The organism is Sphingopyxis flava (assembly GCF_900168005.1).
Classification (GTDB): Bacteria; Pseudomonadota; Alphaproteobacteria; order Sphingomonadales; family Sphingomonadaceae; genus Sphingopyxis; species Sphingopyxis flava.
Genome location: NZ_FUYP01000012.1, coordinates 89364 through 112883 on the forward strand (window position 1 = coordinate 89364; position 23520 = coordinate 112883).

At 64.3% G+C, this 23520-nt stretch carries 25 protein-coding genes; 13 read left to right on the forward strand and 12 right to left on the reverse strand.

The features are described 5' to 3' along the window. Positions 1-42: 42 nt before the first annotated feature. Genes B5X69_RS11450 through B5X69_RS11465 form a run of 4 tightly spaced genes read left to right on the forward strand, consistent with a single transcriptional unit; the run spans position 43 to position 3015 of the window. The gene (locus B5X69_RS11450) at positions 43-654 is read left to right on the forward strand and encodes an ankyrin repeat domain-containing protein (protein ID WP_079638834.1); all 612 of its coding nucleotides are present in this window, start codon (positions 43-45) and stop codon (positions 652-654) included. A 57-nt stretch (positions 655-711) separates the two neighbouring features. Continuing rightward, entirely contained in the window at positions 712-1989 is a 1278-nt protein-coding gene (ribB, locus tag B5X69_RS11455; protein ID WP_079638835.1) for a 3,4-dihydroxy-2-butanone-4-phosphate synthase, read from the forward strand. After that, positions 1989-2414 carry a 6,7-dimethyl-8-ribityllumazine synthase gene (gene ribH / locus B5X69_RS11460; RefSeq protein ID WP_079638836.1) on the forward strand — a complete coding sequence of 142 codons (426 nt, stop codon included), beginning with the start codon at positions 1989-1991 and terminating at the stop codon, positions 2412-2414. The genes ribB and ribH overlap by 1 nt, the downstream gene beginning before the upstream one ends. Beyond that, positions 2407-3015, forward strand: a complete 609-nt coding sequence (locus B5X69_RS11465; RefSeq protein ID WP_079638837.1) for a hypothetical protein — start codon at positions 2407-2409, stop codon at positions 3013-3015. Before ribH ends, B5X69_RS11465 begins: the two co-directional genes overlap by 8 nt. A 42-nt stretch (positions 3016-3057) precedes the next feature. Here B5X69_RS11465 and B5X69_RS11470 read toward each other — a convergent pair whose 3' ends face one another. After that, the gene (locus B5X69_RS11470) at positions 3058-4143 is read right to left on the reverse strand and encodes an alkene reductase (protein WP_079638838.1); all 1086 of its coding nucleotides are present in this window, start codon (positions 4141-4143) and stop codon (positions 3058-3060) included. Between the two features lie 114 nt (positions 4144-4257). Between B5X69_RS11470 and B5X69_RS11475 the strand changes: the two genes are divergently transcribed. The 6 genes from B5X69_RS11475 to B5X69_RS11500 all read left to right on the forward strand — a co-directional run bounded on the left by B5X69_RS11475 (position 4258) and on the right by B5X69_RS11500 (position 9160). Then, positions 4258-5166 (forward strand): DMT family transporter, encoded by a 909-nt coding sequence (locus tag B5X69_RS11475; RefSeq protein WP_079638839.1) that lies wholly within the window; start codon positions 4258-4260, stop codon positions 5164-5166. Next, entirely contained in the window at positions 5166-5837 is a 672-nt protein-coding gene (locus tag B5X69_RS11480) for a COQ9 family protein (RefSeq protein ID WP_079638840.1), read from the forward strand. Before B5X69_RS11475 ends, B5X69_RS11480 begins: the two co-directional genes overlap by 1 nt. Positions 5838-5876: 39 nt before the next feature. Beyond that, positions 5877-6131, forward strand: coding sequence for a FeoA family protein (locus tag B5X69_RS11485; RefSeq protein ID WP_079638841.1), 255 nt, complete (start codon positions 5877-5879; stop codon positions 6129-6131). Then, complete coding sequence (feoB, locus tag B5X69_RS11490) at positions 6128-7999, forward strand: ferrous iron transporter B (protein ID WP_079638842.1); 1872 nt, start codon at positions 6128-6130, stop codon at positions 7997-7999. Before B5X69_RS11485 ends, feoB begins: the two co-directional genes overlap by 4 nt. 30 nt (positions 8000-8029) lie before the next feature. Further along, on the forward strand, positions 8030-8554 hold the full coding sequence (ssb, locus tag B5X69_RS11495) for a single-stranded DNA-binding protein (protein ID WP_079638843.1): 525 nt from the start codon (positions 8030-8032) through the stop codon (positions 8552-8554). A gap of 114 nt (positions 8555-8668) precedes the next feature. Beyond that, positions 8669-9160, forward strand: a complete 492-nt coding sequence (locus B5X69_RS11500) for an MmcB family DNA repair protein (RefSeq protein WP_079638844.1) — start codon at positions 8669-8671, stop codon at positions 9158-9160. Between the two features lie 45 nt (positions 9161-9205). Here B5X69_RS11500 and B5X69_RS11505 read toward each other — a convergent pair whose 3' ends face one another. The 5 genes from B5X69_RS11505 to B5X69_RS11525 form a co-directional block, all read right to left on the reverse strand. Next, positions 9206-9832 (reverse strand): riboflavin synthase, encoded by a 627-nt coding sequence (locus B5X69_RS11505; protein WP_079638845.1) that lies wholly within the window; start codon positions 9830-9832, stop codon positions 9206-9208. Positions 9833-9838: 6 nt separating this feature from the next. Further along, a complete protein-coding gene (ribD, locus tag B5X69_RS11510; RefSeq protein ID WP_079638876.1) occupies positions 9839-10783 on the reverse strand; it encodes a bifunctional diaminohydroxyphosphoribosylaminopyrimidine deaminase/5-amino-6-(5-phosphoribosylamino)uracil reductase RibD in 945 nt (314 codons plus the stop codon). A 35-nt stretch (positions 10784-10818) separates the two neighbouring features. After that, on the reverse strand, positions 10819-11292 hold the full coding sequence (locus B5X69_RS11515) for a hypothetical protein (RefSeq protein WP_245798704.1): 474 nt from the start codon (positions 11290-11292) through the stop codon (positions 10819-10821). Positions 11293-11542: 250 nt separating this feature from the next. After that, positions 11543-12001 carry an acyl-CoA thioesterase gene (locus tag B5X69_RS11520; protein ID WP_079638846.1) on the reverse strand — a complete coding sequence of 153 codons (459 nt, stop codon included), beginning with the start codon at positions 11999-12001 and terminating at the stop codon, positions 11543-11545. 13 nt (positions 12002-12014) lie between these two features. After that, on the reverse strand, positions 12015-13853 hold the full coding sequence (locus B5X69_RS11525; protein WP_079638847.1) for an aminopeptidase P family protein: 1839 nt from the start codon (positions 13851-13853) through the stop codon (positions 12015-12017). Positions 13854-13935: 82 nt separating this feature from the next. On the opposite strand from B5X69_RS11525, the gene B5X69_RS11530 reads away from it, so the two are divergent. The 3 genes from B5X69_RS11530 to B5X69_RS11540 all read left to right on the forward strand — a co-directional run bounded on the left by B5X69_RS11530 (position 13936) and on the right by B5X69_RS11540 (position 17589). Further along, on the forward strand, positions 13936-16086 hold the full coding sequence (locus B5X69_RS11530) for a S9 family peptidase (protein WP_176141583.1): 2151 nt from the start codon (positions 13936-13938) through the stop codon (positions 16084-16086). A gap of 73 nt (positions 16087-16159) precedes the next feature. Further along, positions 16160-16621 carry a MarR family transcriptional regulator gene (locus tag B5X69_RS11535; protein WP_079638848.1) on the forward strand — a complete coding sequence of 154 codons (462 nt, stop codon included), beginning with the start codon at positions 16160-16162 and terminating at the stop codon, positions 16619-16621. Next, on the forward strand, positions 16618-17589 hold the full coding sequence (locus tag B5X69_RS11540) for a S41 family peptidase (protein ID WP_079638849.1): 972 nt from the start codon (positions 16618-16620) through the stop codon (positions 17587-17589). The genes B5X69_RS11535 and B5X69_RS11540 overlap by 4 nt, the downstream gene beginning before the upstream one ends. On the opposite strand, the gene B5X69_RS11545 is transcribed toward B5X69_RS11540, so the two are convergent. The 6 genes from B5X69_RS11545 to pgmG form a co-directional block, all read right to left on the reverse strand. After that, positions 17574-18185 (reverse strand): HAD-IA family hydrolase, encoded by a 612-nt coding sequence (locus B5X69_RS11545; RefSeq protein WP_079638850.1) that lies wholly within the window; start codon positions 18183-18185, stop codon positions 17574-17576. The two genes, B5X69_RS11540 and B5X69_RS11545, sit on opposite strands and share 16 nt — an antisense overlap. A gap of 97 nt (positions 18186-18282) precedes the next feature. Further along, positions 18283-18408: a type B 50S ribosomal protein L36 gene (gene ykgO / locus B5X69_RS11550; RefSeq protein WP_003046794.1), complete on the reverse strand. Its 126-nt coding sequence runs from the start codon at positions 18406-18408 to the stop codon at positions 18283-18285. A gap of 115 nt (positions 18409-18523) precedes the next feature. Beyond that, positions 18524-19552 carry a UDP-glucose 4-epimerase GalE gene (gene galE / locus B5X69_RS11555; RefSeq protein ID WP_079638851.1) on the reverse strand — a complete coding sequence of 343 codons (1029 nt, stop codon included), beginning with the start codon at positions 19550-19552 and terminating at the stop codon, positions 18524-18526. Positions 19553-19727: 175 nt separating this feature from the next. Continuing rightward, positions 19728-21182: an RNA polymerase factor sigma-54 gene (rpoN, locus tag B5X69_RS11560; protein WP_079638852.1), complete on the reverse strand. Its 1455-nt coding sequence runs from the start codon at positions 21180-21182 to the stop codon at positions 19728-19730. 14 nt (positions 21183-21196) lie between these two features. After that, on the reverse strand, positions 21197-22009 hold the full coding sequence (lptB, locus tag B5X69_RS11565) for an LPS export ABC transporter ATP-binding protein (RefSeq protein ID WP_079638853.1): 813 nt from the start codon (positions 22007-22009) through the stop codon (positions 21197-21199). 115 nt (positions 22010-22124) lie between these two features. Then, a complete protein-coding gene (gene pgmG / locus B5X69_RS11570; protein WP_079638854.1) occupies positions 22125-23507 on the reverse strand; it encodes a phosphoglucomutase/phosphomannomutase PgmG in 1383 nt (460 codons plus the stop codon). Between the last annotated feature and the right edge of the window lie 13 nt (positions 23508-23520).

Genomic DNA, 23520 nt, shown 5'->3' on the forward strand with positions numbered 1-23520 from the left:
ACCTTTGCGTCGCACAGCGGCGCCCATTGACCGAGGTCGCTCATGTCTCGACACGCCAAGCTGCGTTTCGCTTCGCTTTTCCTGCTGGCCGGACTCGCGGCGTCGCCCGCGGCGGCGCAATTCAGCGACACCTACAGCTTCCTGCAGGCCGTCCAGAGCCGCGACGGCGACAAGGCGACCAAGCTCCTGACGGACAATGACGCGCGAATCGTCAATACGCGCAGCCCCGACAATGGCGAGACCGCGCTCGCCATCGTCGTCAAGCGTCGCGATCTTACCTGGCTCAAATTCCTTCTCGGCAAGGGGGCCGATCCTTCGATCGCCGACCGCCAGGGCACGACCCCGCTGATGCACGCGGCGCTGATCGGCTTTCCCGAAGGCGCGAGCGAGTTGCTCGACCGCAAGGCGCCGATCGACCAGACCAACCGGCGAGGCGAAACGGCGCTGATCTTGGCGGTGCAGGCGCGCAACGCTTCCATGGTGCGACTGCTCGTGCGGCGCGGCGCAAATCCCGACAAGGCCGATCATATCGCGGGCATGTCGGCTCGCGACTATGCGAAGCGCGACGACCGCGGCGGTCAGATGCTTGAGCTGCTCGATGTCAAGGCCGACGGGGCCCCGCGCGATTCGGGGGCGGCATTCGGCCCCAATTGATCTAGCTAATGTGAATTGCGAATTGACAATCACATTATGATGTGAAATGGCGGCGACATGTCTACGCAGCTCATCGACCGCATCCGCACCATCGTCGTGGAAGGGACCATGTCCCGCTCAGGCCTTGCGCGCGCGGCGGGCCTTCATGCGAACAGCCTTCGCGACCTCGATTCGGATAGCTGGAACCCCACCGCGGACACGCTACGCAAGCTGGAAAACTGGCTCGCCCACGGCAGCGACCTGTCGCCGATGGCAACGCCCGAGGAAATTATCGCCGAGGCGCGCAACGGTCGCATGTTCATCCTCGTCGACGACGAGGACCGCGAAAATGAGGGCGATCTTGTCATTCCGGCGCAGATGGCGACGCCCGATGCAATCAATTTCATGGCGACGCACGGCCGAGGACTCATCTGCCTTACCTTGACGCGCAGCCGGGTCGAGGCGCTGGGACTTGAACTGATGAGCCGCAACAATGGCACGCGGCACGAAACCGCATTCACCACGTCGATCGAGGCGCGTGAGGGCGTTACCACCGGAATATCCGCCGCTGATCGCGCGCGCACTGTGTCGGTCGCGATCGATGCTTCGAAAGACCGCGACGACATCGTTACACCGGGGCACGTATTCCCGCTGATCGCGCGCGACGGCGGCGTGCTCGTGCGTGCCGGCCACACCGAAGCCTCGGTGGACATCGCGCGCCTCGCCGGGCTCAATCCGTCGGGCGTGATATGCGAGATCATGAACGATGACGGGACGATGGCGCGTCTCGATGACCTCATTCCTTTCGCGCGGCGCCACGGGCTGAAGATCGGGACGATCGCGGACCTTATCGCCTATCGCAACCGCACCGATCGGCTGGTCGAATGCGTTTCCGACGAACCGTTCGAATCGGATTATGGCGGCGACTGGCGCCTCAAATCCTATCGCAACAAGATCGATGGCAGCGTCAATCTGGTGTTGCAAAGGGGGCTTATCGATCCCGAAGGCGTGACGCTGGTGCGCATGCATCCCGTCTCGATCTTCGATGATGTCATGGGCCGGCCGGGACCCAGGAAACGCCGCCTGCAACGCTCGATGGAAGCGATCGGCGAAGCGGGCGCGGGTGTCATTGTCATGCTGATGCGCCCCCTGCCCGGCTCGGCCACGGCAGAAGCGAGCCCGCCGCCCTCGGGGGGCATGGATCTACGGACCTATGGCATCGGCGCTCAGATTCTCGCCGATCTTGGTGTCCATGCCATGGAGCTTCTTACGCCGTCGCACACCAATATTGTAGGTCTCGAAGGCTATGGCCTATCGATCGTTGGCGAACGATCGATCCCGGGGGAGACCGAATAATGGCGCATGTTCTCATCGTCGAGGCACGTTTCTACAGTCGTTTGAACGATATGCTGCTTGACGGCGCGCGCAGCGCGCTTGAGGTTGAGGGACACAGCCACGAAACCGTAACGGTACCGGGCGCGCTCGAAGTTCCGTCCGCCATCGCGCTCGCGTCAGATACCGGACGCTATGACGCCTATGTCGCGCTCGGCGTCGTGATCCGCGGCGAGACCTATCACTTCGAGGTGGTCTCGAACGAAAGCGCGCGCGGGATCATGGCGCTGACGCTTGACGGACTGGCGATCGGCAACGGAATATTGACGGTCGAGAACGAAGGCCAGGCGCTCGCACGCGCAGACAAGACGCGCAAGGACAAGGGCGGCGAGGCAGCGAAGGCCGCGCTCGCGATGCTGGCGCTCAAGGAAAAGTTCGGCGTTGCCTGACCGTCCGCCACCCAGCCGCTATTCTGTCGTCGAGCGCGGCGCGCGGCTTGTGGTAATCGACAGGGAGACCGGCACCACGCCGCCAAGTGCCGCCGAACGCATGGCAGCGCACGATCGCCGCATGGGGCACGAGCCAATGCGCCCGCCAAACCGCCCGCCGGAAGATGCCGTCTCGGACCTTGCCCCTGACAGGATTGAACGCGCGACGAAGCCGCCCGTTTCGTCCGCCAATTCCCAGGAAGAGGGGGCCATAGCGGCGGACAACCGCAAGCGGCCGTGGAACGACGGTAGGCCGACCGCGCCCCTGCGGAGCGTTCGGCCGCCGCGGGCGCAGACAGGGGGCCTCAAGACGATGACAACCAGCAAATGGTGGGACGCGAAGGGGCCGCGTACGATCACGCTCGGCCCTAAAGGTCAGGCCGAGCTTACCGGCAATTTCCTAGCGCTTTTCTTCGGGGCGTCGGTTGCGGCGATTATCGCGGCGTTCGTCGCACTGCCCCTGCTCTTCGTCGCCGCCTTCCTGCTCGCTCGCTTCGGCGGGCAAATCGTGGGACCAGCAGGCGCGCGGATCGTCGACAAGGCGATTGCGACGCGCGACTAGCCTCTCTGGCCGCCCTTGCATGCGCAAGGACGGCTGGAACGATCAGGCTGCGACCAGCGCCGGATAGTCAGTGTAGCCTCCTGGACCCGGCGAGTACCATGTCTGCGGATTGTCAGCTGCCCATTCGGCACCGCTGCGGATGCGCTCGACGAGGTCGGGGTTGCCGATGAAGGGGCGGCCGAAACTGATCGCGTCGGCAACGCCGCTCGCAAGATCAGCCTCAGCGTGCGCCGCATCATAGTCGCTGTTGAGGATAAGCGGTCCCTTGAAGACAGCTCGGATCGCAGGCGATTGCTTGGGCACGTCGGTTCTTCCGAACGTGCCCTCGGGTCCCGGTTCGCGCAACTCCAGGAAGGCGATGCCCAGCGCATCGAGTGCTGCGGCCGCGGCGGGGAAAAGACTCTCGGGCGCACTGTCGTCGACGCCCTGCGTCTCGCCATTGGGCGAAAGCCGCACACCGACACGGTCCTTGCCCCACACCGCAATCAGCGTCTCGGTGACTTCGCGAAGCAGGCGAATGCGATTTACGACCGAACCGCCATAATCATCGTCGCGCAGGTTCGACCCGTCGCGCAAGAACTGGTCGATCAGATATCCGTTGGCACCGTGGAGCTGCACCCCGTCAAAACCGGCGTGCTTCGCATTCTCGGCCGCCTTGGCATAATCGTCGATGAGGCGCGGAATTTCAGCGAGCTCGAGTGGGCGCGCGACTTCATACTCGAGCCGGCCAGCCGGGGTGTGCGCCTTGCCGGGACCTCGCGTCGCCGAGGCCGACACCGGGGGCTTTCCGTCGTTGAATACCGAATGGACCAGCCGCCCCATGTGCCAAAGCTGCGCAACGATACGGCCGCCCGCTTTGTGCACGGCATCAGTCACCGGCTTCCACCCCTCAACCTGCGCATCGCTCCACAGGCCCGGCGCGGAGGGCCAACCCAGCCCTTCTTGCGAAATGCCGGTGGCTTCGGAAATGATCAGCCCCGCAGAGGCACGCTGGCGGTAATATTCGCGCGCGAGCTCATTGGGAACGAAACCGGGGCCGGCGCGCCCGCGTGTCAGCGGTGCCATGATGATGCGATTCGGCGCTTCGATGGCGCCAAGCGTGATCGGGTCGAAAAGCGTTGCGGTCATATATCCTCCGGCTTTCACTTTCTTCGCGACGCCCCGGCGGGCCGCCGCTATGGGCCACACGAGCTATGGACGCGCGGCGCCCAAGACAACAGTGGGTAGCAAAAGAAAATCTATATGGCATCGAAGAGCGACGCCCCCCACGGACGGAAAGGGACGGGTCAGCAAAGCCGCTGGGCCTTCGCGGCACTGCTCGCTGGCAATATGGTCCTGGCCTTGGGCGCGCCGCTCGTCCGACTGGCCGACACGGGGCCGGTTGCTTCGGGCTTCTGGCGCATGACGATCGCTTTGCCTGCCCTCGCATGGCTGGCGTGGCGCGAGACGGGCGGGCGGATGCCGTCGCGCACCGCGATCGGCGTTGCGACGGCGGCCGGGGTTTTCTTCGCGCTCGACCTCGCCGCGTGGCACCTCGGCATCCTGGGCACCAAGATCGCCAATGCGACCCTGTTCGGTAATTGCGCCAGCCTCTTGCTGGTTCTGTGGGGAATTTTCCTGGCCCGCACGCTGCCGCGCGGCTGGCAGGCTTTCTCGGTGCTGCTCGCCTTCGCAGGCTCAGCGCTCCTCATGGGACAAAGCTACGAGCTTGCGCCCGCTTATTTTGTTGGCGACTTCTTGAGTCTGCTCGCTGGGGTTTTCTACACCTTCTACGTCATCCTCATGCAGCGGGTGCGCGGCGAGCTCCCGGCCTGGACGGCGCTCGGTATCGCCTCGACCGCGACGCTTCCGATCCTGCTCAGCGCGGCCATCGCGCTCGGTGAAGTGATCGTTCCCAGGAACTGGGGTCCGCTGATCGCACTCGCATTGTCTAGCCAGATCATCGGCCAGGGACTGATGATCTGGGCACTGCCGCGCTTCTCGCCGCTCGTCGTGGGGCTTACCCTGCTCGTCCAACCCGCCATTGCAGCCCTCGCGGGCTGGATGATCTTTGGCGAACGGCTCACCGCGATCGACCTCGTCGGTGGATCGATGCTCGGTGCGGCGCTGGTGTTGATCCGGTTGCCCAACCGCGCCGCGCAGCCTATCTGATGATCATGGCTTCCATTCTGCCCGCCGATCCGACCCTTGACGAGATCCGCGCAGCGCTTGCTCCGCTGATCGCCGAAAACGCTGCGTTCGACGGGTTCGGCGACGCAGCCCTCGCCGATGCCGCCGCGCGCGTCGGCGTTGATCCCGACGTGGCACGCCTCGCCTTTCCGGGCGGTGGCCGTGACATGGTCGATGCCTGGTTTACATGGATTGATGCCGACATGGCCGCGCGGTGGCCCGCAGAACGCCTGGCCTCGCTCAAGATCCGGGAGCGGATCACGGCGCTCGTCGAGGATCGGCTCAACACCCTCGCGCACCGCCGCGAGTCGCTTCGCCGCGCGCTGGCGTTGCTGGCGCTGCCCACCAATGTCCCCTTTGCCGCAAAGCTTGGATGGCGCGCCGCCGACGCGATGTGGCGGCTCGCAGGTGACACCGCAACCGACTATAATCATTACAGCAAGCGCGCGATCCTCGGCGCGGTCTACGCCTCCACGATGGCAGTGTTTCTTGATGACGAAAGCGAAAATTTTACCGCTACGCGCGCCTTTCTCTCGCGACGGATCGACGCGGTGATGCGTTTCGAGAGCTGGAAGCATCGCCGCGCCGCGCGACGCGTCCAGCGCCCGAGCCTCGCGCGTTTCGTCGGACGTCTTCGCTACCGCGGAAGTTAGGGCTGGCGCTGCGCAGCTGTTATTGATAATCGCTCGCAAATGACTTCGAAGCTCGATTCCGCCCCGCTCGGCACCGCCGTGCGTATTACCCGTATCGATTGGGATATTCTGTCGCACGACGAGGGCCGGCGGCTCCGCGAGTTCGGGCTGCTGGAGGGGGTCGAGGTAAAGCCGCTCCATCGCGGCAGTCTCTTTTCGCGCGAACCCCTCGCGCTCGGCATCGGGCGCATGCAGGTGATTATCCGCGGCCGCCAGGCGGCGGCAATCGAGGTGGAGCCCGCGGCAACAGCATGACCGGCGCCGTTCCCACCATTGCGCTTGCCGGCAACCCGAACGCCGGCAAGTCGAGCCTGTTCAACGCGCTGACCGGCGCGCGGCAGAAGATCGCCAATTATCCGGGCGTCACCGTTGAGCGCAAGGCGGGACATGCAAGCTTCGCCGACGGCCGGCCGCTGGCTCTCATTGATCTTCCCGGCAGCTACAGCCTGACCCCCGCAAGCCCCGACGAGGCAGTGACGCGCGACGTCGTGCTCGGCCGGCAGGCGGGGGAGCGGCGTCCCGATGCGCTTGTTGTCGTCGTCGATGCCGCCAATCTCGACAATCATCTCTGCTTCGCGCTGGAACTGATTGCGCTGGGACTGCCGACCGTGGTCGCGCTCAACATGCTCGACCTTGCCGAGCGCGACGGCCTGGCGCTCGATCCTGCGCGGCTGGCGCAGGAATTGGGCGTGCCGGTGGTCCCGACCGTTGCCGTACGCAAGCGCGGGCTCGCCGACCTGCTCGCCGCGATCGATGGCGCGATCCTGTCGCACCAGGCGCAAGAGGACGCGGATCCCGCACCGCCGCCAACCGACGCCGCGCTCCACCAGCGCGCGCGCGCGATCGCCCGCGCGGCAACGCTTTCCGAGACGCCGGGGCGACGCTGGACCCAGCGCGTCGATGCGGTCGTCCTCCACCCGGTCGCGGGCTTTGTGATTCTGCTCGCACTGATGTTCGTGATGTTCCAAGCGGTCTATGCCTGGTCCGAGGCGCCGATCGGCTGGATCGAGAACGGAATCGCCGTGATGCAGGAGGCCGCAGGGCGCGCGCTACCCGACGGCTTCCTGCGCGGTCTAATCGTCGAAGGTCTGTTGGCGGGGGTCGGCGCGGTGGTCGTCTTCCTGCCGCAAATCCTGATCCTCTTTCTCTTCATCCTGCTGCTCGAAGCGTCGGGCTATATGACGCGCGCCGCTTTTCTGATGGACGGGCTGATGGCGAAGGTCGGGCTGTCGGGACGCGGCTTCATCCCGCTGCTCTCCAGCTTCGCCTGCGCGGTGCCCGGGATCATGGCGACGCGTGCGATCCCGGATGCCAAGGACCGGCTGACGACCATTCTCATCGCGCCGCTGATGACGTGCTCGGCGCGCTTGCCGGTCTACACGCTGATCATTGGCGCCTTCATTCCCGCGCGCTCTGTGGGCGGGTCGCCAGTCGGCCTGCAGGGACTCGTCCTCTTCGCCCTTTATGTGGCGGGTATCGTCGGCGCGCTCCTTGTCGCCTTCGCGCTGCGGCGCTCGGTCACCAAGGGCAATGCGGCGGGTTTCATGATGGAGATGCCGCGCTATCAATGGCCGCGGCTGCGCGACATTGCGATCAGCCTATGGCAGCGCGCGTGGATCTTCTTGCGCCGCGCGGGAACGATCATCGCCATGACCACGGTCATCCTCTGGATGCTGCTCAGCTTTCCCAAAGCGCCTGCGGACAGCGAGCTGCGGCAAGTCGATTACAGTATCGCGGGCCGCATCGCGAGCGGTCTGGAAACCGTGGTGCAGCCAGTCGGTTTCAACCACGACATCGCGCTTGCCCTGATCCCGGCGATGGCGGCGCGCGAGGTCGCGGTCTCGGCCCTCGCAACCGCAAACGCGATCGACGCTGGCGACGACGAGGATGCGATGGCCCAATCGCTGAGCGAGCGCCTCCAGGGACGCTGGAGCATCGCAACCGCCCTCGCCTTTCTCGCCTGGTTCGTCTTTGCGCCGCAGTGCATTTCGACCATCGCCATCACCCGACGCGAGACCAACGGATGGAGATGGCCGATGTTCATGGTTGGCTATTTGTTCCTGCTCGCCTATGCCGCTGCAGGTATTACCTACTGGACGGCCGTCGCCTTCGGACTCGGCTGATCCTCCAACACTCGAGCGGAGCGGACGGCGATGGCTGGCAGCGTCAACAAGGTTATTCTCATCGGCAATCTGGGTGCCGATCCTGAAATCAAATCGTTCCAGAACGGTGGCAAGATCGCGAATATCCGCATCGCGACTTCCGAAAGCTGGAAGGATCGCATGACCGGCGAGCGCAAGGAACGCACCGAATGGCATAATGTCGTGATCAATGGCGACGGGCTGGTCGGCGTGGTCGAACGTTACCTCAAAAAGGGATCGAAGGTTTATATCGAGGGAAGTCTGCGCACCCGTAAATGGCAGGACCGCGACGGAAACGACCGCTACACGACCGAGGTCGTGGTCGCCGGCATGGGAGGCTCGCTGACGATGCTCGACGGCGCGCCCGGCGGCGGCGGATCGCGCAGCGGCGGGGATAGCTGGAACCAGGGCGGCGGCTCGAGCGGCGGCTGGGATCAGGGCGGAAGCTCGGGTAGCGGCTGGAATCAGGGCGGCGGGGGCTCGGCTGGCGGTCGGCCGCCCTTCGACGATGATCTCGACGACGATGTTCCGTTCTGAGATCTATGCCAGATTTGTTCGCGCTGAGCTTGCCCAAGCCGCGGCCGTTCCCCGGCTTCAGGGCGAAAGAGCAGCCTTTGCATAAGTTCAGGGCGGACGGCATGGGGTGAAGCCATGGCCCGGTCAGCTCGAACCCGCTTGGAGCCCGCTCCTACTGCCGCCGATGTCACACGCGGCGTTTGCCGGCTGTTCGCGCAGGCAGGGCTCGTCGCTATTCCCGAAGTGCCGCTGCCCAACGGACGGCGCACCGACCTCACCGCGATCGACGCCAAGGGTCACATCACCATCGTCGAGATCAAGGTCAGCCGCGCCGATCTGCACGGCGACGCAAAATGGCCCGATTATTGCGACTGGTGCGACCGCTTCTATTGGGCGCTCGCCGCCGGGCTCGACCCCGCGATCCTCGAAACTCCGGAATATCGCCCTCAAACCTCAGGCCTTATTGTCGCCGACCGCTACGGCGCCGCCGTGGTGCGCGAAGCTGCGGCCTGCCACCTCGCCCCGGCGCGGCGAAAAGCCGAGCTGCTGCGCATCGGCCGCCTCGCGATGCGGCGAACGATGATCGCGGCCGATCCCGAACTTGCGGGTGGCTGGACGGAGGGATGACCCGAGGCCGATTGATGAAAATGCGCGGCGAGAAGGATCCTGGCCTTATCCCCGCACCTGTTGCATCCGCGCCAGATAGCGCGCCAGGACGTCGATCTCCAAATTGACCGGCCGGCCGACCGCCGCTTCGCTCAGTGTCGTCATCGCCTGGGTGTGCGGAATGATATTGAGCGTGAAATGCGCTTTGCCGTCCGCCTGGTCGGCGACCTCATTGACCGTCAGCGATACGCCGTCGAGCGTGATCGAGCCCTTGGGGGCGATATGCGGTGCAAGCGCGGGGGGCGCCGCGACAGTGATCTTCACGCTGTCACCGACGCGCTCGACCGCCACCATGTGCCCAACCGCATCGACGTGACCGGTAACGATATGTCCGCCGAGTTCGTCGCCAACGCGCAGTGCGCGTTCAAGGTTGAGGCGCCGCCCCGCATCCCACATATGGGGCGCGGTGCGCGCCAGCGTCTCGGCGCTCGCATCGACGGCAAACCAGCCGGCGGTGCCGTTGCGGTCGTCGACGCCCTTGTCGACCACTGTGAGACAGGCGCCCGAGCAGGCGATTGATGCGCCGAGGTCGATCGCGGCGACGTCATAGCTGGTATCGATGACGAGCCGGACGTCTCCGCGATCCTCACGCGTTCTGATGGTGCCGATATCGGTGATGATGCCGGTGAACATGAATGCCTATTCCCTTCGGGTCCGCTCGTAGACGTCGAGCCGGTCGCTGCCAAGCAGGCGGCTGTCGGAGAGCCGCCAGCGGCCATGCGCGTCGGCGAGGTCGCCGAGGCCGATGTCGCCGATCGCCGCACGGCCGCCGCCGATCAGGATCGGAGCACGATAAAGAAGCAGCCGGTCGACCCGATCGGCAGCGAGAAAGGCCGCGGCCGCCCCCGCTCCACCCTCAACGAAAAGCGAGTGGACCTCGCCGGTCGCTTCGGGCGACGCCGCCGCGGTCCAACCCTCGGGCGCGCTTCCTCGCGTCAGGACAAAGCGCTGCGGGCTGCGGCCTTCAAGGCCAGGCAGGCGCACGTCGAGGCTGGGGGCATCGGCTTCCAGCGTCCCGCGCCCAACGAGGATGGCTTCGTGCCGCGCGCGTTCGAGGTGTACATGTGCGCGGGCGCGGTGGCTGGTGATCCAACGACTCGACCCATCTGCGAGGGCGATCTGGCCATCGAGTGAGGTCGCAAGCTTCAGGGTCACGAACGGCCGCCCCGCAGCCCGGCGCGTCCACCACGGCGCCATCGCCGCGCGGGCGGCATCCGCCAGAATCCCGGCTTCGACAGCGATTCCCGCATCGCGCAGACGCGTGATTCCGCGCCCGTCTGTGCGTGGGTCGGGATCCTTGAGCGCTGCCACGACGCGCGCGACCCCGGCTTCGATCAGGAGACTGGTGCAACAAGGTCCGCGCACACTGGCATGTGCGCAGGGCTCCAACGTAACATAAGCCGTCGCGCCCTGCGCATTCTCGCCCGCCGCGGCTATCGCCATCGCTTCGGCATGCGGGCGCCCCCCCGGCTGCGTCCAGCCGCGACCGATGATGCGGCCATCGCGCACGAGAAGGCACCCGACGTTGGGATTGGGTGCCGTCCGCCCGCGTCCCCGTCCGGCAAGCGCGACGGCAGCGGCCATCCAGTCGGCGTCGGCGGGCGAGCGCTGCATCGAGGCTATTTTTGCGCAGGCGGAGCAGGCTGCGGCCGGCGCGCCGCGCGCTCGGCAAGCGTCGAGCGTTTGGGCGGCGCGGCCGTGCTGCTCTTGGCGAGAGCGTCGGCCTCCTCGCCGAGCGTTTCGCGCGTCACCTTGTCAGCCTCGGTCGAGTCATATTCGACCCCCATCATGTCGGCGAGCTTCTGAAATTCGGCCCGGCGCTTCGCATTCTCACGCGTCGTCTCCTTCGCGCGCGCGACCCAGTCGGCGTGAACTTCGGCCTCGCTGCGATTCGCCGTCCAATTCTCAAAGTAAATGATCTGCGGCTGTGGTTTCTCATAGGGGATCAGATATTTGCTGAAACCCCAGAACAGCACGATTGCAAAAGCAATCGCGACTCCCCAGCTCGTCCAGCGGTGTGGGCGCGGCTCGCGGATATAGCCCCAGAAGTCGGAGAGCCCGCCGCTCACATCCCAATTGTTGAACATTCCCATGCGAACCAATTTAGGCGATATCGCGCCCATTTGCGAGGGCCGTAAGATGACAGATCGGACGAGGCTCCGCCGCGGCTGGATTGCAAAAATTGCAATCGCGGATACGCTTTTCGCAGTTGCGTAATTCGTTGTGCAGTGCAATATCACACTTGCCTTTTAGGCATCCTCTCCCAAAACTTTCACGGGCCGCCCTTGGGCGGCCCTTTTTTTCGACCTTTTTGGTTGAGAGGGTCGATTCGGTTTGTGCGAATCAGTCCTGCGCTGGGGTTCGCTTTTCGAATCGGCGTACCTCCGCGATAAAGCTCCCGGGCAGAGCTGTCGGCTGTCCGCTATCGCGATCGATATGCGCATAGCTGATCTCGATGTCGGTCAGCCGCGTTGAATCACGGAAAATCCCGCAATGAAACGTGAAGCTGGTCCGTTCGAAGCGGCTGATTCGCGCTGCAATCGTGATCAGCTCATCAAGGCGCGCGGGTTCACGATAATCGATCTCGCAGTGCGTCTCGCGAATGTCTGTACCATATTGGTGAAAATACGGCCCCGGTTGCCCTTCGCCCAAGGCGCGAAAATATTCGGTCACCCCGATATCGGCATAAGTGAGATAATGGCCGTTAAAGACGATATTCTGGCCGTCGATCTCGCTGTAGCGCACGCGCACGCGCTCCTGCACAGGAAAGTCGCAAAGCGGGACTTCGCTGCGATCGCTCATTCTCCCGGGTCCTTCAGGCGGCGAGCGCAGTGGGAGCGCGCTCGAGCGGAGCGCATGCCGCTTCGAGCCATGCGCGATCGGTCTCGTCCATCGCTGGCGCAAGCTTTTCAAAGACCGCGGCATGATAGGCGTCAAGCCAGTCCGCCTCAGCCGGCGAGAGCAGGTCGGGTTCGATCAGGTTGCGCGCGATTGGCGCGAAGGTAATGGTCTCGAACCCGAGCATCTCCTCCTCGGCGCCCGCGATACTCTGAGACACGACGACGACGAGATTCTCGATCCTGATGCCGAAGGCGCCAGCCTTGTAATAGCCCGGTTCGTTCGACAGGATCATGCCCGCATGGAGCGGCTCCTCGGTTCCGGCCTGTCCGCCCGATGGCTTGGCTATTCGCTGCGGCCCTTCGTGGACTGCAAGATAGGCACCGACGCCATGGCCTGTGCCATGCGCGTAATCGACACCGTCCGCCCACAGATACTGCCGCGCGAGAATATCGAGCTGGCTGCCGCGCGTCCCCTTGGGGAAGCGCGCCGTTGCAAGCGCAATGTGGCCCTTGAGTACCTGGGTGAATCGGCGGCGCATCTCCGCGGTCGGCGTGCCGATCGCGATGGTGCGCGTGATGTCCGTCGTGCCGTCGGTATATTGGCCGCCGGAGTCGACCAGATAAAGGGTGCCGGCCTCGATTGCGCGATTGGTGGTTTCGTCGACCTTGTAATGCGGCAAGGCGCCGTTCGGTCCCGCCGCCGAGATGGTGTCGAATGAAAGATCGACGAGCGCACCGCTCTGGTCGCGAAATTCGCGCAGCTTCGCCGCGGCGCCGAGTTCGTCGAGACCGCCCTGCGGAGCGGTTTCCTCCATCCATTTCAGGAAGCGTGCAACCGCAACGCCATCGCGAGCATGGGCAGCGCGGGTGCCGTCGAGCTCGGTTTCATTCTTGATCGCCTTGGGGAGCACCGCAGGATCGCGGTGGCGTTCGACGGTCGCGCCTGCCGCTTCGAGCGCGGTAAAGATCGCGGCCACCGCGCGGTCGGGATCAACCGCTACCTTCTTGCCCGAAAGGCCGGCGAGCGCGGCCTCGAAGGCGTCGCGGTCGTGAATCCGGACGCTGTTGCCGAGGTGGGCGCGGACCGCGTCGGTAATCTTCTCGGGCGCGATGAAAAGGTCGGCGGTCGCGTCAGCATTGAGCAGCGCGAAGGCGAGCCCCACCGGCGTATGCGTGACGTCCGAGCCCCGGATATTGAAGGTCCAGGCAATCGAATCGAGCGCGGTCATCACGGTCGTGTCGAGCCCCCTCGTCTTCAACCAGTCCGCGATGACAGAGCGCTTCTCGGCCGCCGCCTGCCCAGCAAGCGCGGTGTCGTGGACCATGATCGGCGCACCGCTCGGCGGCGGCTGGTCAATCCACACCGCGTCGACGGGGTTGCTCTCCACCGCGACCAGCTCGGCATCGCGGGCGCGGAGCGCCTTTGCCAGCGCGCGCGCCCAGTCGATGCTGTGAAGCCAGGGATCATAGCCAACCTTCTGCCCCGCGCTGACGTTCGCGCCCAGCCACTCAGCAACGCTCGACTGCGGCACGCCGACATAGTCATAAAGGCTGCCATCGACCTGCGCGCGGACCTGTACGGTGTAGCGGCCATCAACAAACACAGCGGCCTTTTCAGGCAGCACGGCCGCAGTCCCTGCCGAACCGCCGAAACCTGTCAGCCAGGCCATGCGCTGCGCATAGCCGCCGACATATTCGCTCAAATGCTCATCGCTGATCGGCACGATGAATCCGTCAAGACCGCGCGCCTGCAGCTCGGCGCGCAGGCGGGCGAGACGTTCGGCGGGGCTGACGCTGGGCCGGGGGGTAGACATGCGGCGTTCCTTGTTCCTACATCGCGGGCGATCCGGCCTACCGGGGGCGGTGCCGCGGGAGTTTTCCATGCGCCTCATTTGGATGTTTCTGGCGGCAATTGCCACCCCGCTTGTCACGTCGCCTCCGCTTTTGGCCCAAGAGGAAGATACTGAATTGACCGAAAACGCCCCTGCCCTGCCCCCTGCCCCCGTCGCCGACCAGCGCCCCCACCAGGTGATTTTGCACGGCCGGACGATCGACGACCCGTGGCACTGGCTGCGCGATCCCGGCTATCCCGAGATCAACGACCCCGATGTCCTCGACTATGTCCGGCAGGAAAACGCCTATTTCGATGCCGCGATGAGGCCGCATGCGAAGCTCGTCGAGACGCTGTTTCAGGAGATGAAGGGCCGCATCAAGGAGATTGACGCGAGCGTGCCGCAGAAGGACGGCGATTGGCTTTACTGGGTCGAATATGAGGAGGGCGCCGAATATAAGAAATGGTATCGCCGACCCGCTTCGGGCGGTGAGCCCGTCCTGATCCTTGACGAGGTCGCGATGGCCGAGGGCAAGGATTATTTCCGCCTTGCCGAAGTGTCGATCAGCCCGAACGGCGCGTTGATGGCCTATTCGTTCGACGACAATGGATCCGAACGATTCGAGGCCCGCATTCGCAATCTCAGCACGGGCGAACTTCTGCCCGATGTCATCCCGGGAACATTGTCAGCGCTCGTCTGGTCGGCGAATAGCGACGCAATCCTCTATGGCCTTGCGAACGAGAATTGGCGCACCGACAATGTCCGCCTGCACAAGCTCGGGACGCCGATCGCCGAGGATCTATTGCTCTACAAGGAGAGAGATATCGGTTTCGGCGTCGGCATCGGCAAAACCGCGGCCGACAATTATATCGTCATCGCGGCCGGCGATAACGAAACAAGCGAGGTGTATCTCCTGCCCGCCGACAATCCCGTGGCGCCGATGCAGCTCGTCTCGGCGCGGCAAAAGGGCCGCGAATACAGTGTCGATGAGCGCGACGGAACCCTGTACATCGTCACCAACGACGAACATCCCAATTTCCGCGTCGCCACCGCGAGCGTGGAGGATCCTGGCAATTGGACGACACTGATCCCGGGCAGCGACCACAGCTATATTACCGGCTTTTCGGTGTTCCGCGACTATTTCGTCCTCGAGGCGCGCGAGGACGGGCTCGATCAGGTCGATATCCGCAGCTATGACGAGCCCCTGACCCCCGGTCGGATCGCTTTCCCCGAGGCGACCTATGTGGCGGGGCTCGGCGACAATCCCGAATATCATCAGGATAAGCTGCGTATCGATTATGAATCGATGATCACACCGGAAACCGTCTATGATTATGATGTAGGGTCGGGGACGCTTGAGACCCTCAAGGTGCAGGAGATCCCCTCAGGTTATGATCCATCCCTATATGTAACCGAACGGGTTAATATTGCGAGCCGCGACGGTCAGACGACGATCCCCGTCTCGCTCGTTTATCGCAAGGACACGAAACGCGATGGCAAGGCGCCTCTCCACCTTTATACCTATGGTTCATACGGCTACCGGGTCGCGCCGGGCTTCTCGACGACAAGACTGAGCCTTGTCGATCGGGGAATGATCTATGGGATCGCCCATGTGCGCGGCGGCGACGACCTGGGGCGCGCCTGGTATCTTGCGGGAAAGACGAGCCAGCGCAAGAATACGTTCAACGATTTCATCGACGTCGCAAGGGGACTGATTGCAAAGGACTACACCCGCGCCGGCAAGATTTCGATCGAGGGCCGCTCGGCGGGCGGACAGGTGATGGGTGTCGTCTATAATGAGGCGCCGGAGCTGTGGGGCGCGGTGCTTGCCGGCGTGCCCTTCGTCGACGTGATCAATACCATGGTCGATGAAAGCTTGCCGCTCACACCCGGAGAATGGCCCGAATGGGGCAATCCGCTTACCGACAAGGCGGCGTTTGATTATATCCTCTCCTACAGCCCCTACGACAATGTGACCTCCAAGGCATACCCGCCGATGCTGGTATCGGCCGGACTCAACGACCCGCGTGTGACCTATTGGGAGCCCGCCAAATGGGTCGCAAAGCTTCGTGCGACGCGCACCAACCACACTCTGCTGCTCCTGCGCACCAACATGGGCGCGGGCCATGCGGGCAAATCAGGCCGATGGGGCGCCTTGCACGAAGATGCCGAGGAATATGCCTTCGTTCTGACCCAGCTGGGAATCGAAGACTGACGCGGCGCAAGTTCGCGGACGTTGCTCTTCTGGAAGGTTGCGCGGCGCATTCATATTATATAAGCCCTTATATATGATTCGCCCCGCCGGCCTTGGGACCCGCCTCCGTCTGTTGACCGCCGCGCTTGATGACGCTGTCGAGCGCGTTTACCGGGAGGCGGGCCTCGATTTCCGGCCGCGATATTTTCCCTATTTCCAGCTCCTGATGAACCGCGCTTCGGCTACAGTCGGCGAATGTGCCGCGGACCTCGGCTTTACCCAGCCGGCTGCTACCCAGACGCTGCAGCTGATGGCGCGCTCCGGGTGGATCGAGGTCGTGCCGGGCGAGGACCGCCGTGAGCATCGCTATGCCCTGAGCGCGGCGGCGCGGGGCAGGGTGCCCGAACTCCAATCGATCTGGGACGCCATTGCCCGCGCCGCCGAGGCGCTTGATGCCGCACTGCCAGCCCCGCTCGCCGCCACGATCGACGCCGCGCTTGCTAGCCTTGATCGCGAATCCTTTCATGCGCTGATTATGAGGGAGCTCATTCCGTGAAACGCCTGCTCGCGACGCTTTGCCTCTTGCTTCTCGCAGCCCCCGCCTCGGGCCAGCCGATCAGCGCGACCGACCGGACGGAGACCCTCGACGCCGTCGCCACCCTGCTGGAGTCGCGCTACGTCGACCCCGAAATGGGCTCGCAGCTTGCGCGCTCTTTGCGCAAGGCGAAACAAAAGTTGAGGGTGACCACCGATGGCCCCGCTTTCGCGGACGCGCTCACCGCCTGGTTACGACAACAATCGGGCGACGGCCATCTGGCGGTCACCTACAGCGTCGACGCCATCCCCGCCGATGGCGGCGACCAGGCGTTCACCGCCGAGGAGATCGAACGCTTCTACGGCGCGCAGCTCAACCATGGCGTCGAAAAGATCGAGCGGCTTGATGGCAACATCATGCTTATTGACCTTCGCGTCTTTCCGCCGCCCGCGCTGGCGGGCGAGGTGATCACCGCGATGATGACAGTCGCCGCGCAGGGCGATGCGCTGATCATCGACCTGCGACACAATAGCGGCGGAATGGAGACAATCGAGATCATCCTCGGGCATGTGCTGCCTCCCGGCTCACCGCTTAGCGGTATCTACGATCGCCCCACCGACACGCTGACGCCGCGCGTCTCGCCCATGTGGGTTCCCGGGCGGCGCTTCGGCGAGACCAAGCCCATCTATGTGCTCATCGGCCCGCGCAGCTTCTCCGCCGCCGAAGCGCTCGCCTATGACCTTCAGGCGCTCAATCGCGCGACGATTGTCGGGGCGGTGAGCGGCGGCGGCGCAAACCCCTTCGAATATCGGCGCGTTCACCCGCATTTCGCGCTCAGCCTACCCGAAAAGCGATCGATCAACCCGATTACCGGTACAAATTGGCAAGGGGTGGGGGTGATCCCCGACGTCGCCGTCCCGCCCGAACAGGCCCTCGAGAAGGCGCTCGCGCTTGCCCGCGACGCCGTCGCGGCTCAGCGGGGCAAATAAGACCGCGCCACCAGGTCGGCTTCGAGCGCCGCCGCATGCTCAAACCGGTGTCCCGCAATTCCCGCGGCTTCGGCCGCAGCGACATTGGCGCCATTGTCGTCGACAAACAGCGCGCCCGCTGGATCAATTCCAAAGCGCTCGATTGCGAGCGCAAAGATTGCGGGATCGGGCTTCATCAGTTTTTCGGTGCCGGAGACAATGATGTCGCAAAAGCGGTCAAAGATCGGCTGGGTCGGACGAAAAATCTCCCAGAACTCATGCCCGAAATTGGTAATCGCGAACAATGGAACCCGCGCAGCATCGAGCCTCTCCACCAGTTCGAGGCTACCGGCGATGGGGCCCGGAATCGTCTCGTTGAAGCGCGCTGCATAGGCGTCGATCAGCGCATCATATCCCGGAAACTGAGCTTTGCGCTCGGGAAGCATGTCGGCAAGCGGGCGGCCGGCGTCGTGCTGGAAATGCCATTCGGGCGTGACGACATGCGTGACGAACCATTCGAGCTCATCCTTGTTATCGATCAGCTTTGCGAAGAGGTGCCGCAAATCCCAGTCGAAGAGGACGCGCCCTACATCGAAAATTACGCTCCGGCGGATCATGCGCTCTCCAGACACGCGAAAGCGCCGCCGGAAGCATCCGACGGCGTAACGCTTTTCATCAAAGGCAAGCGGGACGCACGCGCCCCGCGCCGGAGCATCAGCCCTGGCGCGCCTTGAAACGGCGGTTGGTCTTGTTGATCACATAGGTCCGGCCACGGCGGCGGATCACGCGGTTGTCCCGGTGACGGTCCTTCAGCGACTTCAGGCTGTTGCGAATCTTCATTGCTCTTGTCCGTAAATTTTCAGCGTTACACGCGAAGCGGCGCACCTATGGGGAAGCGGGCGAAAAGTCAACCGGGGGGAAGGGCAAATCATCGTCCGCGCAAAGCCGGCAAGGGTCAGGCCGCGAGCCGCCTTCCTTCGAGCTGGCGCTCCCACGCCAGCGCATGCGCGACGATCGTGTCGAGATCGTCGTAGCGCGGCGTCCAGTCGAACTGGGCGCGAATCGCCGCATTGTCCGCAACCAGCGCGTCGGGGTCTCCCGGACGCCGTCCCGAATGCCGACGCTCGAGCTTGCCCGGGCCCGCGCGGTCGACCGCGTCGAGCACTTCGAGGACGGAGAAGCCACGACCATAGCCGCAATTGAGGCAATGGCTCGTGACGGGATCAGCGATCAGCGCTTCGAGCGCAAGCAGGTGCGCGGCAGCAAGGTCGCTGACGTGGATATAGTCGCGCACCCCCGTCCCGTCGGGAGTCGCAAAATCGGTTCCGAACACGTCAACATGGCTGCGCTTGCCGAGCGCCGCCTCGACCGCAACCTTGATCAGATGCGTTGCCCCCGCGGTCGACTGGCCGCTGCGCGCATCGGGATCGGCCCCCGCAACGTTGAAGTAGCGCAGCGCGCAATAGTTGAAATCATGCGCCCCAGCGACGTCGGCCAGCATCGCCTCGGTCATCAGTTTCGACATGCCATAGGGGTTGATCGGTCGCTGCGGTGCGTCTTCGCGCACCGGCACCGCGTCGGGAATGCCGTAGGTCGCCGCCGTCGAGGAAAAGATGAAATGTCGCACCCCGCTATGGACCGCGGTGTCGATAAGCGTCCGGCTGCGCGCGCTGTTGTTGTCATAATATTTGAGCGGATTGATGACCGATTCGGGCACGACCACAGACCCTGCGAAATGGAGTATCGCGCCGATGTCGTGCTTGGCAACGATCCGGCTGACCAGCGCTGCATCGGCGACATCGCCTTCATAGAAGCTCGCGCCGGCGGGAACCGCCCAGCGGAAGCCGGTGACCAGATTGTCGAGCACGGCCACGCGCCACCCGGCATCGAGCAGCGCAAGGACGGCATGGCTGCCGATATAACCAGCCCCGCCGGTGACAAGAACGGTGAAGGGGCGCGCAGACGAAAGGTTGGCAGGGGTCACGGCTTTTCGGCTCCTTTGGCCGAAAAACTAGCCCGAGAGTGGTTAGGGATTGGTTAGCAGCGAGGGGAGGGCGTCGTCGCTCCCAGAGAGCGCCGATTCGCGTGGCGGAACGCCGCCCGCTACGCTTCTCGATCATCAGGGAAGGGCACGCGTGAGCCGAAATCCTGTCTGTCAGCTAGCCCGCCAGCGCCTTTTGCCGTCGGCGCTGCACCGATGAGCCATAGCCCATTGCCTCGCGATATTTGACCACGGTGCGCCGCGCAATGTCATGGCCTTCCTGAGCGAGTTTCTGCGCGATGGCTTCGTCCGAGAGGATCGCCTTTGGATCCTCGGCCTCGATCAGCGCCCGTATGCGGCTCTTCACCGCCTCGGCCGACACCGCGCCGTCGCCTTCGACCGCAGCGATGCCTGAGGAAAAGAAATATTTGAGTTCGAACAATCCCCGCGCGCAGGAGAGATATTTGTTGCTGGTCACGCGGCTGACGGTCGATTCGTGCATCCCGATCGCCTCAGCGACTTGGCGGAGCGTCAAGGGACGCATATGCGCCACACCGTGGAGGAAGAAGCCCTCCTGCTGCTTGACGATCTCGCTCGCGACCTTGACGATCGTGCGCTGACGCTGGTCAAGCGCGCGAATGAGCCAGTTCGCACCGGCGAGCTGTTCGGACAGCCACGCCCTGCTCTTGGCGGCGCTTCCTTTGGCGAGTTCGGCATAATAGCTCCGGTTGACGAGCAGGCGGGGCAGGGTGGAGCCATTGACCTCGACGACCCAGCCTTTCGCAGTCCGGCGGACATAAAGGTCGGGCACGATCGCCTGCGCCCGCTCCCCGCCGAATTTGAGGCCGGGCCTCGGGTCATAGCCGCGAAGCTCGCGGATCATGTCGGCGAGATCCTCTTCGTCGACTCCGCAGATGCGCTTCAGCTGCGCAAAGGCACCCTTGGCGACAAGGTCGAGATGCGCGATCATCGTGGCCATCGCGGGGTCGTAACGGTCGGCCTCCCGCGCCTGGATCGCGATACATTCGGCAAGGTCACGCGCACCAACGCCCGAAGGGTCGAAGCTCTGGACCTCGGCCAATAGCCTCTCGACCAGCGCAAGCGGCACGCCGAGCCGGTCCGCCAAGTCTGCGAGATCGGCGCGCAGATACCCCGCCTCGTCGATCAACGCGACGATCTGCTCGGCGACCATCGCTTCTACCCCGGAGAAACGCTCGCCCACCTGCGCGAGCAGATGGTCGTAGAGCGTTCCTTCGGCCTCGGCGAAGCTGTCGAAATCAATCTCCTCGCCCGCCCCCGACAGGCCGACGCTGTCACTTGCGCTGTCGTGGTGAAAGCGCTCCTCGGCCAAATCGACGTCGAGATCGTCCGCCACTCCGGCCTCGGAGGCAAGTGCCTGATCGGTATCGGGCGCCTCGACCAAGGGCGTGGGCAGCTCGTCGCCCGGTTCGTCGGGACCGCTCCCCTCATCGCCAGGCGCCGTCTCGAGGAGCGGATTGCCTTCAAGAGCTTCGGCGAGATAGGCCTCAACTTCGAGGTTCGACAGGGCGAGCAGCTTGATCGCCTGCTGAAGCTGCGGCGTCATCACCAGCGATTGCGACTGGCGTAAGTCGAGGCGGGGACCCAGTGCCATCGCGCCTCAAGCGGTCAAAGCGAAAAACCCTCGCCGAGGTAGAGCCGGCGCACCTCGGGGTCGGCGACGAGTTCGGCGGGCGACCCGGCGAGCAGAACCTTGCCGTCGTAGATGATGCAGGCGCGGTCGACCAGGTCGAGCGTCTCGCGAACATTGTGATCGGTGATGAGAACCCCGATGCCGCGCGTCTTGAGGTCGGCCACAAGGTCGCGAATGTCGCTGATCGAAATGGGGTCGATTCCGGCAAAAGGCTCATCGAGCAGCATGATCGACGGGTTGGCGGCGAGGGCGCGCGCAATCTCGGCACGGCGGCGCTCGCCTCCCGACAGCGCCATCGCTGCAGCGCTGCGCAGACGGGTCAGGCCAAATTCTTCCAGCAGCTCATCGAGGCGGCGCTCGCGCGCGATCTTGTCAGGTTCGGCAAGTTCGAGCACCGCCGAAATATTCTGCTCGACCGTCATGCCGCGAAAGATCGAGGTTTCCTGAGGCAGATAGCCGAGACCCAATATCGCGCGCCGATACATGGGAAGCGCGGTGATGTCGGCCCCGTCGAGCATGATCCGTCCGGCGTCGGGCCGCACTAGCCCCATGATCGAATAGAAGCAGGTCGTCTTGCCCGCGCCGTTGGGACCGAGCAATCCGACGACCTCGCCCTTGCCCACCGAGAGCGATACATCGGACAGCACGACGCGCTTGTCATAGCTTTTGGCGATCGACACCACTGCGAGCCCGTTGCCGGCCGCGGCGTCGTGCTGGACATGCGCGGTGTGCTCGGCAACGCCGTGGTCGCCTTCGGAAAGCTTCACCAGAGTGGAATCGTCGGTCATGCTCAGCTTGGATCCGTTCTAGCCCCGTTGGGCGTTACCCCAGGCGCAGACCGAAGGTCAATCTGGCAAGATTTTTGCATTGCCTCCTCCCCGTCAGGGAGGGATCAGAAAGAGGTCAATGTCCCACCGATTCCCCGCGGGCGACGCCCGACTGGGCGAGCTGATCGTCGATCGCGGCGATGAGGCGGCCGAGGGCCGCCTCGTCCTTTGCCTCGGCGCGCGCGACGAGAACATCCTGCGTGTTCGAGGCGCGCAGCAGCCACCAGCCGTCCTCGGTGCGAACGCGCGCGCCGTCGGTGCGATCGACTGTCTCCCCCGACGCGGTGAGGCGATCCAGAACCTCATCGATAATCGCGAACTTGCGCACCTCATCGACCTGGAATCGCAGCTCGGGCGTATTGACCATCGGCGCCATCGCACCGCGCAATTCGGTGACGCTCTTGCCGAGCTTCGTCGCCGCCTCGATCAGGCGCACCGCAGCATAGGGCGCATCGTCATAGCCATAATAGCGGTCGGCGAAGAAAATATGCCCACTCATCTCGCCAGCGAGCGGGCTGCCCGTTTCCTTCATCTTTGCCTTGATGAGGCTATGGCCGGTCTTCCACATCAGCGGCGTGCCACCGAGCTCGGAGACGCGGTCGAACAGGGCCTGGCTCGCCTTTACATCGGCGATGACCGTCGCTCCCGGCTGATCCTTCAGCACCGCGGCAGCAAAGATCTGCAACAGCTGATCGCCCCAGATCACCCGCCCCTTGCCGTCAATCGCCCCGATACGGTCCCCGTCGCCATCGAAAGCGACCCCGAAATCGAGAGCCCTTTCGGCTACGAGCTTGCGAAGATCGGCGAGATTCGCCTCGACTGTCGGGTCGGGATGGTGGTTCGGGAAATGACCATCGATATCAGTAAACAGCAAATGATGCTCACCGGGCAACTTGGCGGTGAGCTTTTCGATCACGGCACCTGCTGCGCCATTTCCCGCATCCCAGCCGATTCGATACGCGCCGCCGCCGAACCCCTCGAGGAGCCGAGCGACATAGGCATCGACAATATCGACACGCTCCGACGTGCCTTCACCGACCTCCCAGTCGCCGGCCGCGGCCATTGCACCGATCCGCTGAATGTCGGCGCCAAAAAAGGGTCGACCCTCGAACACCATCTTGAAGCCGTTGTAGTCGGGGGGATTGTGGCTTCCGGTGATCTGGATGCCCCCCGCCACCTCCTCGGTCGCCGAGGCATAATAGAGCATCGGGGTCGGCCCCAGGCCGATGCGCAGGGCGTCGACGCCGACAGCGTTCAGCCCTTCGACCACTGCCGCCTCGAGCATCGGCGAGGAGAGACGCCCGTCATAGCCGACCGCGACCCGCTTACCTCCCGCGCGGGCGATCAGCGTGCCGAAGCTGCGCCCGATCGCGCGGGCATCGTCCGCCAAAAGCGTGTCACCCACCACACCGCGAATGTCATATTCGCGCAGCAGTGTCGGGTCGAAAACATGCGTCATAGGGTACTCCAGC